Source organism: Bacillus cereus group sp. MYBKT14-1, assembly GCF_051915185.1.
Taxonomy (GTDB): domain Bacteria; phylum Bacillota; class Bacilli; order Bacillales; family Bacillaceae_G; genus Bacillus_A; species Bacillus_A cereus.
The window spans coordinates 25,469-37,912 of the sequence record NZ_JBQAEF010000018.1 but is presented as its reverse complement, the minus strand read 5'-3'; the positions used below and the strand labels follow the sequence as shown (position 1 = coordinate 37,912).

The following is a 12,444-nucleotide window of genomic DNA, read 5'->3' as shown; positions in this document are numbered from 1 at the left end:
ACAAGCCTATTTCTATATGGTAATATTTCCCATACGGAAAAGCGGTTATAAAAAAGTTAATTAATAAATTTATATGTTAAATTATCTGGATTTTATGTTTAAATTAGGTACAATAAAGGAATCTATGAAAAAACTAATATATTTGGAGGAACAAACAATGGCAAACAAATTTTTAAAAACAGCAACAGCATTAACAATTATGGGTACATCATTACTAGGAGCAGGAGCATTTACTGCTAAGGCTGATAACACAGACTCATTAAAATTCAATGATGTTCCAGCAAATCACTGGTCTACAAAAGCAATTTATGATTTAACAAATCGTAAAGTAGTGCAAGGGTACGGAAATAATATCTTTGGCTTTGGTGACAATGTAACTCGTGGGCAAGTTGCTCGTATGATTTATATGTACGTAAAACCAGCAGATGCAGATGCTAGCTTCAAAAATCCATTTACTGATATTAAAGGACATTTGTTTGAAAAAGAAATCTTAGCACTTGCTAAAGCAGGACTTGTAAATGGCTTTGGTGATGGGAAGTATGGTCCAGATGATATTTTAACTCGTGAACAAATGGCACAAGTGCTTACAAATGCTTTTAAATTTAAGGCAACGAAAACAACAAAATTTGCAGATGTTGATAAAAATTCTTGGTCTTACGGTGCAATTAGTGCATTAGAGGAAAATGGGGTTACAATTGGTACAGGAGATAATATGTATTCTCCAAAAATGTTTGTAACACGTGAAGCGTATAGTCAGTTCTTATATAACTCTATTAATGCAGTTGAAAAAGAAACAAAACCAGAAGTGAAACCAGATCCAAAACCTGAAACGAAACCAGAAGAAAAACCAGAAGTGAAGCCAGATCCAAAACCCGAAACGAAACCAGAAGAAAAACCAGAAGTGAAGCCAGATCCAAAACCTGAAACGAAACCAGAAGAAAAACCAGAAGTGAAACCAGATCCAAAACCTGAAACAAAACCAGAGGAAAAACCAGAAGTGAAGCCAGATCCAAAGCCTGAAACAAAACCTGAAGAAAAACCAGAAATTAAATTGCCAGTAGGGTTAAATGAAAATTTAGCAACTAATGATATGGAATTTAATCAAGAAGCTTTTAACAATAACGTTACTGTTCAAAAACTAGTAACCAAAGAGGGACAAGATATTGTTAGCTCTATCAATCAAAAATATAATACTAATTTAAAGTATAGCGATGTTGGAGTATACGTTAAACTTATTGATAAAGATATGTATTTACCAGCAGGTTCAATTGGAGCACAATTCTATGTTGATCCAACAGATAAAAATAATTTTGAAATCGTCTTCTTATATAATAATAAAGCAACAGTTGAATTAACTAAGAAATGGGTTACTTTCATAAATCCTGAATTAAATTTAGATAAAGAAATCCAAGAGACAGTAGATGCTCAAGTGATTAATAATTACACTACTCAAAACCATAAAGTTCGTATTGGGCATTCAACTGCTGATAAAATGATGTATATTCAAGTAGAAAGTAAATAAAGTAATTGTAAAGAGAAATAAAATTCGCTAGAATCAATATATAGTTTAATATACGGATTTTAAAATTACGTAAAGGACACACCTTACGTACCAGCCAATGGTACGGGTGTGTCCTTTTTTATATTCAGGAGGAATATTCATGAAAATAAAAAAGAAAATACTCTTTGCTTGTACATCACTACTGTTGACACTCCCTATTTCGGTAGATGCTAAGAATAATGATATTCCCTTCTTCGATGGGAAAGAGGATACTTATCTTTTATCTGGGCAATTGCAAATGGAGGGGAAATACTTACGTCCAGGAAAGGGATATGAAGCTAAGCGCTTAATGTATTTATCTGATTTGCATTATCCAGCTGTATATAATGGGGCTTTTAATTGGGAGAATCCATGGGAAAATTTAGTTCAAAATGCCGATTCAAGTGAACCGTATGTACGAATTTCTAATGAAGGTTATATCAATCCATCGGTTACTGTTGGGGATAGGATGATAACTGAGAAAGAACGGATTGATTCGGCGGTTATCGCTAATAAATACTGGGGGAATTCAGAGTTTGTTTTAGAAAATTTAAAATCACATCAAATTGTAAATACAAAAGGTTCAAGATATGGGTTATTCTATTGGATTCGTGATATTGCATATCTTTCTGGTGGATATGCGGGAGCTGGTGGAGTAAGTGAGGTTAATAATTATAGCTTATGGTATGTACGAACTAGTAAGCCTGAACTAAAAGATTTTAAAGCGTCTAGTGGGCAAAAAGATGTACCTGTGAAATTTGCGTTTAACGGTTTTGAATATGTCAGCAAGGGAAAAGGATATAACGATAGAGATCCGAATGGGACAACAGTAAATCCATATCAATCAGCTGCTGGAGAACGGAACCGAGTTAAATGGCTGTTAGATATTACAAAAGATGGCGAAACTGTGCATCATCAAGAAAATTATTTACGTTCAAATCCACAAAAAGATAATCAAAAACCAAATGAAGGTGATGCAGGGCAATTTAAGTCAGAAGAATTAAATTGGCAGCCACAAATGTGTGGCCGATATACTGCGAAAATTAAAGTTCTTGATGCTGTTCAGAGGGAATCAAACGAGAAAACTGTTGATTTCACTATAGATGATAACTGTGGTACTGAAGTAACACCTAATCCAGATCCAGGCGATGAAGAAGACTTTAAATATAAAATTGATTTTTCTAGTGACAGAATCGAAGGAGAAACAGCAAGAGAAGGAAAGAATATTAAAACAAGAGTAGATGTATCACGTGACAATTTTAAACCAGAACGTGACCAATATAGAGAAAAGGTAAACAACAATATTAATAACTCTCAACAAGAAGTAAATAGCTCTGAATCGGAAAGAGATAGTGCTCAATCTAGTCTAAGTTATTGTCGCCGTAATCCAATTCATGAAGTAGATGCCGAGGGAAAGGATCACTACATTGATAGAGACTGCTCTTGGGAAGAAAATAGACTAGATAGTGCGGCAAGTAAGCTAGATAATGCAAGACAGAAGTTAGAAAAAGAGAAGAATAAAATTAAAAAGTTAGATGTATTAGAAGAAAAATATACGAATCCTGAAACAGTAGTTGTGTTAAAACATAACGGACAACAAGTAGCTTTACAAAAGGTAAGATTAACTGAGGGAGAAAAGAAAACCCTGAACCTTGACTGGCAACATAAAGGTAAAGGAACAATTCAAGCGGAAATTAACCCTGCTGGTAACCGTATAGACATCGAGGAAACTACGTACAACAATAATCCTATTAAAACAGCAATCTATGAGCCTTCAAAAGAAAAGGCAATGTGTGGTGTAACGAGTGTAAAAGGTGTAGTAGAAACAGTAAGTGAACGTGTATCAAAAGAAGATATAATTGGGGAAATGTATTATGAAACTTTGACAGGAAGTATTGATAATTTAGCTCCTTCTAAGCTACATTCTGGTTATGGATTTTCGTATGAAGTAAACGGTAAGTACAAAAATGATTGGAATGCAAATTACCCTGGTGTATTTACTGCTGCTAAGGCACAATACCCATTTGCAGACGAAGGATTAAAGTCTACTCAAGATTTAGAGAAGAAAGAACTTAAAGATAATACAGCAAAATTCCTACCTAAAAATATTTATTTATCTGAAGCAACAGGACATGTTTTTGATAGTAAAAGACCAACTAAGTCTTTATATTGGGATGGACAAGAGAAAATCATTGATGGTGGCCAAAAATGGTATTCACCACTGAAGACAAAAGATGGTGTATACACTTTTAATGTAGAAACAGCTCCAGCAGGTATCAATGAAATGAGTTTATGTTTAACTGAGCAAGTAGAGATTAAGGGTGTTGCGTACGATGATTTCATAAAAAGAAGAGTATTTCCTGATGATCCATTCCCTGGAGGAAGTGGAGTAGGATGGAACTGGGTAGGGAAAGAAGAACTACTTCATAAACTGACTGATTGGTATTACATGAGGACTGGGAAATAAAAATAAAATATAGTATAATTTGATGAATCGACACAATAATATATCCATCATAAACTAGTAGCTGAATGGATAAACCAAAGGCACATCCCTTAATGGGATGTGCCTTTTTTTCATAGAAAGGGGAAATTAGAGTGGATAAAAAGAAAAAACAACGTGTTAGACGTGTAATTATTATGGGGGGTATCGCAATGATTGTATCGCTATACATTGGAAGCGAATTTCAGGATCGGAATGGGAAGAGTTATGCTCCAGCAAAGTATTTTGAGACAGGAACAAAATTGATTTCGTTTTGATAATAATTTGGTCTCTTTTACCAACTATCGTGAACAAATCTGCATGACATGTACTATAGTTGATGTTATAATATGTGTAGAAGTATTATAACAATAGTTTTTGCATAAACTAAAGAAGACGAAGTGCTGGTAACACTTCGCCTTATGTAACTGCTACCGCAAGGTGGATGGTTGCTAAAAAAGAGTTTATTTTTTCTTAGAATCACCCTTCAAACGCTTGCCGGCATTGTGGGTGGTTCTTTTCGTTTTTCGTCGCTTTTTTTGTATTTGCTTCCAAGACGTTGATAGGTATTTACCTACTCGTTTTGCAAAAAATACAGCGACTTCTCTAGCAATTACTTTCAGAATTTCAATTGCTATTGTGAAAAGTATGTCCATTCGATCACCTCCTTTCTCCATAAAATGTAAGAGAAAGGATAGCAACCGACCACCCTGAATTATTCAGTTAAGTTAGACTAATTTCACCATATTTATGAGGTGATTAATGGCTTGAAAACATTCATATGACAACGTTTTGAGGCTTTTTTTATTTTTAGAATTAGAGCTTTAGAATGGTAAAAAAAATAATTTTTTAGAAATGATTGACATAAAACTTTATATATCTTAATATTGAAATTGTAATATTAAAGAAACTAAATCCAACATTTTCATATAGACTTTAGATTAGCTAAAAGGACACACCTAAGGCGCATTATGCCATAGGTGTGTCCTTTTTTGCGTTTAAAGGCTACATAAGGAGGAATACAAACATTGAAGCCATCTAAGTTTCAAAAGAAGCAGATTGCTGCTGTAGGTTTAGCTGCTGCAACAGTAGCGGGTATCTATGGGTACAATCATTTCGCAGTCGAAAATGCAGTGAAACCAACAAAGATTGTTGTAGCCGCAAAGGATATACCTGCGCATACTGAGATTAAAGAAGACATGCTAGTGGAACGAACATTACCTGGTGATGCGATTCCCCCCAATGCATTACGTGCAAATAAAAAAGAAGTTGTAGGTAAGTGGACAAATGATGGGCAGCCCATTACAGAGAATAGCTATCTCTTTAAAAACAAAGTAGTAAGGAAAGGAGAGTTACCGGACTCTGCCATTTTAAATTTGAAAGATGGAGAAGTTGCCTTTCCGTTACTCGTTGATTTGGAAACAAGTTCAGGCAATAGTATTATTCCGAACACGTATGTGGACTTGTATTTCAAACAGGTTGTAAAAGAAGGAGACAATGAGAAGGTTGTATTCGGAGGTCTTTTCCAACGTGTACGTGTGACTGCTGCAAAAGATAGCAATACAGAAGATGCCTTCGTGCTAGAAAAGAAAGAATCAAAAGAGGAACAAGAAGGAAAACAAAAGCCAAAGGTAACGCGATTATATACACTGGCTGTTTCACCTGAACAGCTTCAATATTTAAATCGTGCAAAAACGCTTGGAGATGTAATTCCTGTTGCAGTCGGACAAAAAGTAGAACAAACAGGGAAAGAACTAGAACCAGCTGAAGGATTCTCGCAAATATCGGATCAAAAGAACATTTTAGACTATGTAGAGAAGCATTCAACCAATCCCATATCTAAAAATGTAAAAGAATATGTTGCACAATATCTGAACGAATCCAAATAAGAAAGGGGCTATTAAGATGGAGCGGCAAGTAAGAATGGTTGCCTTTTATGCGACAAACGAAAACGTAGGGAAAAGTACGTTAAGTATTGCGATGGCAAATGAGCTAGCTCATTTAGGGAAAAAGGTGCTTTATGTAGAAGCGGATCAAGTAAGACCAAACTTCGCGGTTGGAACAGGTCTTAGCCATGAGAGTAAAAACATGCTAGGGCTTGTAAGAAAAGAAAATGAATACAATCTCTTGCAGTATATTTGTACCAAGCAAGATTTACTAGAGAAGAAAGTGAATCCAAGGCTGATGCAAAAATTGCACGATAAAATGGATTTTCTGGTATTTCCATCAGGTTATAGTTTAGCTCAATTCCCTGAGATTCAAAACAAAGAATTGTTTGTAACGACATTTATCGAATCACTTGTAGAAACAGAATATGACTACATCATTCTAGCGGTACCAACTGAATTATCCGAGATACTGAGTTATCCAATCCTATACAAATCAGACCTTGTTGTTCATGTGCTAAATGGCAACCCTCGTGGTGCGCTAGCAATTAAAAGAGAATTACAACTAATAGAAGAAGCAAAGCTAACATTGCCTTGTATGATTCATGTTTTAAATATGGGAGATGAGGACTATGTAGAAGATATTGAAAAGCTTTCTTCCCAAAAGATTACGGTGACAATTCCGTATGACAGAGATCGTACGAGTTATGAATGGGGGATGCAATTTGGTTCCCCGCAAATTAATGCTAAGGTCCATCACATTATGGAAGCAGCTGGTCTTAATATTCCATCCCAGCAATCCTCTATGAAAAAGGGTCTCTTTGGTTTACGAAATTAAAAAGGAGGCATGTAATATGTGGGGCTATTTACAGGAAAAACAAGTTGCCTTAAAGCGAAATCGAGTGGATTTATATCACTTTGGTTATATGATTCGTTCCAAATCAGCTCGAAAGTTAGGAACAACTACAGCTCAACAAATTAAAGATATTACAGATGAAATTCGTGCATTTTTAGTAAAGGAACATCGTGATATCTTAAGTGAATCCTTTATGAATAAAGAGAAGAGAACAGCTGTGGAGCAAATTATTAAAAGCTTTTTACTAAGCAATCAAGTCGTTGTTTCAGATGTACCTTCTGAACAGTTACTAAATATGGTGTGTGACGAAATTGTTGGATTTGGGATTATAGAACCTTTAAAAGAAGATAAGGATGTAACCGATATTTATATCAATGGCACAAAAGAAATTATTTACGAAAAAATTGGAGAGGGAGAATGTACATTTCCTTACCGATTTGAGACGGAAGAAGAAGTGAAAGCTCTAGCTTATAAGATGGTAAACAGTACATCAGAGTCATTGAATACAGCAAAGCCATATGTGGACTGCGTATTTCCGTATATACGTATCAATATTGCGTTAGATGAACTTGGGGGACTCGGAACAACGATAACGATTCGTAAGAATGCGGATCACCTTCGTGCTTCTGAAGAGCGTATGTTATCTACCAATCAAGCATCGAAAGAAATGTTGAACTTTTTGGCTGCAGCTGTGAAAGCCAAAATGAATATTTTAGTTGCTGGAGCCACGGGTACAGGGAAATCAGAGTTTATGAAATATCTTGCTTCTCACATTCCGAAAGGAAAGAAAAAAGAACGTACTCTTGTAGTAGAAGATAACCCTGAATTATATTTGCATCGCATTTTTCCAGAACATCATTTTGTTCCGATGCAGTGTAGGGCATCGGAAGTAGAAGAAAATGCAATCGACTTTGATAGATTGTTAACAAATGCTTTACGTCAAGGGCCAAAGCGATTAATTGTAGGGGAATCGAGGGGGAAAGAAGCGTTAAAAATGATTAACTTTTTCCAAACAGGACATCCTGGTTTCACCTCTGTCCATGCAAGAAGTGCAAAAGAAGCAGTTAGGCGTTTAATGCTTATGTGTCTGCAAAGTGGTGCGAATATTGATGCCCAGTATTTATATGAATTGATTTCACAGACATTTGATGTAATTGTCTTTTTGGAAAAGAAAGATGATGGAAATCGTTATATTACAGAGATGATTGAATTGTTGGATTATCAAGATGATATACAGTTCAATCAGCTTTCTCAATTTATTCCGTCGGGTGAGGAATACGATGAAATGAATGAGAGAGTAGGAAAGATTCATGGAGATCATATCATTACAGCAAAAATGTCAGCTGAAATGGAGAAGAAATTCCGTTCTTCTACTGTAAATCCAGCTCTTTATGCGCCATTCCTTTCACAACAGGAGGTGCAGTATGTATAGTTTATTGGCTTATGGATGTATATTTTTAATCTTTATTAGTGTTGGATTGCTCGTTTTACTTTTTACAAAATCTAAGGGTTCTGCTCTCTCTCAATTTGTACAAGAAAACGAGAAAGAAGAAAGGCGCTTGGAATTAAGAAATATTAAAGGGATACGAATGTATCTACCACAATCCGTTATCCAAGAAGCTCAAAAGTACGAATGGAAATTGACAAAGAGTATGTACTGGATATATACGATTCTTTCTGGGATGAGTATTGCAGCAGTATTCTATTTTTCTTTTGGTAGAGATCCTTTTACGCTGATTACCGTTTTATCTGGGTTTTTAGTTCCAAGGTTTCTTCTCTATCGAAGAAAAAAACGTTACTATTTGGTTGTCATTGATCGTCTTTCTATCTATATGAAAGCTGTAGCGAATGCACTTCAAATTAGTAACAATGCAAAACGGGTGTTAGTTCAGGTGAAACCAATGATGCATGAAAGCATTCAAGAAGAAATAGAAAAAGTTTCTCTTTTATTAGAAGGTGGAACCACAATGCATCGTGCATTTAGAGGATTCAATGAAACGTTTAACTTTAGAGAATTGGTTTTCTTCCATGAAATGTTGGAAGTGTGCAGTCGAGAAGGTGGAACAAATTCAGTACAAGTCTTACTAGATATTGCAGAAGATTTTGAAAAACAAAAACTATACCTGGCAAGATTGCGTTCTAGTTTGTCGCAAGCACAACGTGCTTTTGTACAGAACTGCTTAATCGTCATTGCTATGCCGATTGTTATTATGTTGATGTCAAAAGAAGCATATGGATTTTTAGTAGGTTCTATGATGGGGAAAATCGCGTTATCGGTAAATATGTTCATTGTCTTTTTCTTAGCAACCCGTGTAGAAAAGATTGCAAATTATAACCCAACAGAAAGAGGGGAATAAGGTGGCTACGATTTTAGCTGTAGTGGTATTCGTTGTCGTGTACTGGGTATTCTCTACCTTTCTACAAAGTAAAAAAGACAGTGGTAGCTTACTTACGAACTATGTAGAAAATGCAAAACGAATTGAAAAGAAGAATTTAAATCAAATGATGCTCGCTCCCTTCCAGTCGTTATCACATAAGTATCTGACAGAAGAAAAGAAAGAGCAGATTCAGAAAAAATTAGAAGAAGCTGGCCTGGATACGAAACCAGAAGAATATTTAAAAATGAAGGTAGCATATCCCATCATTTTCACCTCTGTTTTCTTGATATGTACGGTGTTCCATGATTATTACTTATTTAAAGTGGGTGTTTTGGTTTCACCGCTGCTTTATTTCTATCCTGATTATCTATTAAAGAGAAGAATCAAGCAGGCGATAGAAGCTAGGAAGTTCGAATTACCAGAGTATCTAATTCCTATGCTGCAGTTGTTAAAAACACATACAACATTAGAAGCAGTAAAAAAGGCGCAAATATATGCTGGAAGACATCTTCGTCCGTATGTATCTACACTTACTGCGGAATTAGAAATGTATGCAGGATCGGATCAACCATTTCGAAACTTTGCAGCAGCCTTAAATAGTCCAGAAGTAAATACCTTTACGATTGCATTGCAACAAGCGCAAAAAACGGACAAGGTACAGAGTCTTCGTATTATGGATGCACAGATTAAAATGATGCGTGAGTTAAAACATGAGAATTATAACCGTCTCATTCAAAATAAGCCAATGGAAATGAATAAATTTAACGTGGCTGTTATTGGTTGTATTGTGATTTATCCGATGGTGATTGTTATTCAATCTTTAATGCAAGGATTTGCAAGTTTATAGAAGACATTATTAAAAATGGAATAGGAAAAGGAGTAATACACATGTTAACAAAAATGAAGAATTGGTTAAAAAACGAAGAATCACAATTATCATCAGAAAACGGTATGTTAATCGCCTTGGCGGTCATTATCGTATTAGTGATTGGCCCGTTTGTATGGAAAGCAATCCAAGGTGGTTATGATACGATTCTAGCTCGATTCACAAAAGCATCAAATAATGCTGATGTAAATTCTTGGAATAAGTAATAAAGGTTTTAGATTAATGATGTTTGTAACGTATAGCTCAAATAAATAGATAAGGGGAATTTAAATATGTTATCCAAAATGAAGAACTGGTTAAAAAATGAGGATTCACAGTTATCATCAGAAAACGGTATGTTAATCGCTCTGGCAGTAATTATCGTATTAGTAATTGGCCCATTTGTATGGAAGGCAATCCAAGGTGGTTATGATACAATCCTGGCACGATTCACAAAAGCATCAAGCAATGCAGACGTAAGTTCTTGGAATAAGTAAGAGAAGATTTTGATAGGTAAATTCTTATTTTAATAGATTTTTAAAATTTGTATATAAGGGAGATAAAATGTAATGTTAGCAAAAATGAAGAATTGGTTAAAAAACGAAGAATCACAATTATCATCAGAAAACGGTATGTTAATCGCGTTAGCGGTGATTATTGTATTAGTAATTGGCCCGTTCGTATGGAAAGCAATCCAAGGTGGTTATGATACAATTCTAGCTCGATTCACAAAAGCATCAAGCAATGCAGATGTTGATTCTTGGAACAAAAAATAAATATAAAAATAAACGAGGGGGCTACTCTAAAAGTGGTTCCCTTTTTTACACAGTATTTTTATATGAAATTAAGAGGGGAGTAAAGAAAATGAGCCTGTATATCATGGGATTATTTCTAAGTTATATGGTACTTAATGTATTTACCGACTTAAAGTATAGAAAAACAAAAAATATATGGCATTTCATTTTTTTAATAGTAGGTTTAGGTATCACGTATTTTACTGGAATACGAACGGGAAAAGAGATTGTAATTGTACTAACTATGGCCTTAGTATGTGGCTTATTGTTAGAGACATTTAAATTTTCTTCACCCGGTGATACAAAAATGCTTGTGGTGGCAGCTCTATATGTTAGCAATGTAGTAGAAGAATCGGCTATACTTACCGCGATTACATTAACAGCTTTCCATTTACTATTCTTTTGGATTGCTAGTGTTTATCGATTAATTAAAATTTTAGGGTTTGTAGGAGCGATTAAAGACCAATTGGAGCATGCTGCGTCTATATTTGGTGTGAAACTGCCTAAGAAAGAAATAAAGCTAATACAGAGCTTTCCTGGGGCTTGTTCTATTTTACTAGGGGCGACGATTTATATTGTGTTCACTATCTATCAAAATGGAGGTATCTTGGCTTGAACAGTAGAATCATTCATCAAAGAGAAACCTATATTTACTTTACAATTTTTGCGCTAATAGGCGTTCTTATTTTAAACATGTTTATTAATATATTGTTTGTATTAACATATCCTTTACTGATAGGATTAATTGTGCAGGTTATCTTGTTGCAGAAGATTAAGAAGCCATTTTATCGGAGCGGGAAAGAATTAACAGAACAATTAAAACTAAAAAATATGTTTTTAGTAGAATCAAATATTTTAGGAGATGAAGAAGGAACAGTTTATGAGGTGCATCAAATGCCTTTTACAATCTCTAATGGATTAATTAATAAAGATAAGACTTATAAAGTGATAAAACAAGAGTATGATAGAAAAGTCAAAGAGGATTTAACGAAAATTTCTAAATGGCAAGTTACAACTAAAGCTAGACTTGTAACGACAACTCATTTTCGTTTATATACAATTTGGCAGAAAAATAGTACAGGCTATCAGCTAAAGAAGTTAGAAGATTGTATAGATCCATATGCCAAGATGAACTTTATTCAATGGATAATTGCTTCATTCTGTACGACTGGCCGTTTAAAGTATGATAAGAAGCCTAAAGAATGGGAAAGTTACGAATGGATAACCTTAAAATAAAAAGACAAAAGTTATAATACTTTTGTCTTTTTTTCTTGCTATTTCTTCTAACAGTTTCGTGAACTATACATGATTTTTAGCGAGTTCTATAAATGCTTGATATTTTGTTACATCACTAATATCAAGTCCGAAATCGAAAGCATCTATTTCTGCATGATAACCGTAAGATACTAAACCAAAATCTTTATGTGACTCAGGTAAATAAATAAGTACTTTTGCATTTTTATAGTCTTTTAAATTTTATAATTCATACATTTTAGTGATTAGATATTTACCGATTCTATTAATTGCATTTGTTCCGCTTGTGATGTTAGAAATCTCATCATAAATGTGTAATGTATGATTTTCACTGTCGAAGATAAATAAAAAAAAGACACCCAAAGGTGCCTTCCTGCGACTTGAACCAT

General features: G+C 34.6%; 14 protein-coding genes. 13 read left to right on the top strand and 1 reads right to left on the bottom strand.

What is annotated here, in order from left to right; all coding sequences use genetic code 11:
* Positions 1-94: 94 nt before the first annotated feature.
* From ACTFO4_RS26210 to ACTFO4_RS26200, 3 genes are all read left to right on the top strand, one after another.
* The gene (locus tag ACTFO4_RS26210) at positions 95-1,522 is read left to right on the top strand and encodes an S-layer homology domain-containing protein (RefSeq protein ID WP_440014182.1); all 1,428 of its coding nucleotides are present in this window, start codon (positions 95-97) and stop codon (positions 1,520-1,522) included.
* Positions 1,523-1,661: 139 nt separating this feature from the next.
* Positions 1,662-4,007, top strand: a complete 2,346-nt coding sequence (locus ACTFO4_RS26205; protein ID WP_440014181.1) for a hypothetical protein — start codon at positions 1,662-1,664, stop codon at positions 4,005-4,007.
* Between the two features lie 131 nt (positions 4,008-4,138).
* On the top strand, positions 4,139-4,300 hold the full coding sequence (locus ACTFO4_RS26200; protein ID WP_000358427.1) for a hypothetical protein: 162 nt from the start codon (positions 4,139-4,141) through the stop codon (positions 4,298-4,300).
* Positions 4,301-4,486: 186 nt separating this feature from the next.
* Here the strand turns inward: ACTFO4_RS26200 and ACTFO4_RS26195 are convergent, their stop codons facing one another.
* Positions 4,487-4,678: a hypothetical protein gene (locus tag ACTFO4_RS26195; RefSeq protein WP_000353181.1), complete on the bottom strand. Its 192-nt coding sequence runs from the start codon at positions 4,676-4,678 to the stop codon at positions 4,487-4,489.
* Positions 4,679-5,050: 372 nt separating this feature from the next.
* Here ACTFO4_RS26195 and cpaB point away from each other — a divergent pair, with 372 nt between their 5' ends.
* The 10 genes from cpaB to ACTFO4_RS26145 all read left to right on the top strand — a co-directional run bounded on the left by cpaB (position 5,051) and on the right by ACTFO4_RS26145 (position 12,037).
* Positions 5,051-5,911 (top strand): Flp pilus assembly protein CpaB, encoded by an 861-nt coding sequence (gene cpaB, locus ACTFO4_RS26190; RefSeq protein WP_000804777.1) that lies wholly within the window; start codon positions 5,051-5,053, stop codon positions 5,909-5,911.
* A gap of 16 nt (positions 5,912-5,927) precedes the next feature.
* Positions 5,928-6,746, top strand: a complete 819-nt coding sequence (locus tag ACTFO4_RS26185; protein WP_000442128.1) for an AAA family ATPase — start codon at positions 5,928-5,930, stop codon at positions 6,744-6,746.
* 16 nt (positions 6,747-6,762) lie between these two features.
* Positions 6,763-8,196, top strand: coding sequence for a CpaF family protein (locus tag ACTFO4_RS26180; RefSeq protein ID WP_440014179.1), 1,434 nt, complete (start codon positions 6,763-6,765; stop codon positions 8,194-8,196).
* Positions 8,189-9,121 (top strand): type II secretion system F family protein, encoded by a 933-nt coding sequence (locus ACTFO4_RS26175; RefSeq protein WP_440014177.1) that lies wholly within the window; start codon positions 8,189-8,191, stop codon positions 9,119-9,121. Before ACTFO4_RS26180 ends, ACTFO4_RS26175 begins: the two co-directional genes overlap by 8 nt.
* 1 nt (position 9,122) lies before the next feature.
* Positions 9,123-9,989 (top strand): hypothetical protein, encoded by an 867-nt coding sequence (locus ACTFO4_RS26170; RefSeq protein WP_000201171.1) that lies wholly within the window; start codon positions 9,123-9,125, stop codon positions 9,987-9,989.
* A gap of 41 nt (positions 9,990-10,030) precedes the next feature.
* Positions 10,031-10,234 carry a hypothetical protein gene (locus ACTFO4_RS26165; RefSeq protein WP_000956361.1) on the top strand — a complete coding sequence of 68 codons (204 nt, stop codon included), beginning with the start codon at positions 10,031-10,033 and terminating at the stop codon, positions 10,232-10,234.
* 66 nt (positions 10,235-10,300) lie between these two features.
* A complete protein-coding gene (locus ACTFO4_RS26160; RefSeq protein ID WP_000949460.1) occupies positions 10,301-10,504 on the top strand; it encodes a hypothetical protein in 204 nt (67 codons plus the stop codon).
* 72 nt (positions 10,505-10,576) lie between these two features.
* Positions 10,577-10,783 carry a hypothetical protein gene (locus ACTFO4_RS26155; RefSeq protein WP_000879958.1) on the top strand — a complete coding sequence of 69 codons (207 nt, stop codon included), beginning with the start codon at positions 10,577-10,579 and terminating at the stop codon, positions 10,781-10,783.
* An 88-nt stretch (positions 10,784-10,871) separates the two neighbouring features.
* Positions 10,872-11,417 carry a hypothetical protein gene (locus ACTFO4_RS26150; RefSeq protein WP_000061105.1) on the top strand — a complete coding sequence of 182 codons (546 nt, stop codon included), beginning with the start codon at positions 10,872-10,874 and terminating at the stop codon, positions 11,415-11,417.
* Positions 11,414-12,037 carry a hypothetical protein gene (locus tag ACTFO4_RS26145; protein WP_001088465.1) on the top strand — a complete coding sequence of 208 codons (624 nt, stop codon included), beginning with the start codon at positions 11,414-11,416 and terminating at the stop codon, positions 12,035-12,037. Before ACTFO4_RS26150 ends, ACTFO4_RS26145 begins: the two co-directional genes overlap by 4 nt.
* The last annotated feature ends 407 nt before the right edge of the window (positions 12,038-12,444 follow it).

Excerpts from the sequence above, each read along its gene's own strand:
- ACTFO4_RS26210 (WP_440014182.1), top strand. The coding sequence starts at position 95 with ATGTTTAAATTAGGTACAATAAAGGAATCTATGAAAAAACTAATATAT.
- ACTFO4_RS26205 (WP_440014181.1), top strand. The coding sequence starts at position 1,662 with ATGAAAATAAAAAAGAAAATACTCTTTGCTTGTACATCACTACTGTTG.
- ACTFO4_RS26195 (WP_000353181.1), bottom strand. The coding sequence starts at position 4,678 with ATGGACATACTTTTCACAATAGCAATTGAAATTCTGAAAGTAATTGCT.
- ACTFO4_RS26185 (WP_000442128.1), top strand. The coding sequence starts at position 5,928 with ATGGAGCGGCAAGTAAGAATGGTTGCCTTTTATGCGACAAACGAAAAC.
- ACTFO4_RS26180 (WP_440014179.1), top strand. The coding sequence starts at position 6,763 with ATGTGGGGCTATTTACAGGAAAAACAAGTTGCCTTAAAGCGAAATCGA.
- ACTFO4_RS26175 (WP_440014177.1), top strand. The coding sequence starts at position 8,189 with ATGTATAGTTTATTGGCTTATGGATGTATATTTTTAATCTTTATTAGT.
- ACTFO4_RS26165 (WP_000956361.1), top strand. The coding sequence starts at position 10,031 with ATGTTAACAAAAATGAAGAATTGGTTAAAAAACGAAGAATCACAATTA.
- ACTFO4_RS26160 (WP_000949460.1), top strand. The coding sequence starts at position 10,301 with ATGTTATCCAAAATGAAGAACTGGTTAAAAAATGAGGATTCACAGTTA.
- ACTFO4_RS26155 (WP_000879958.1), top strand. The coding sequence starts at position 10,577 with ATGTTAGCAAAAATGAAGAATTGGTTAAAAAACGAAGAATCACAATTA.
- ACTFO4_RS26150 (WP_000061105.1), top strand. The coding sequence starts at position 10,872 with ATGAGCCTGTATATCATGGGATTATTTCTAAGTTATATGGTACTTAAT.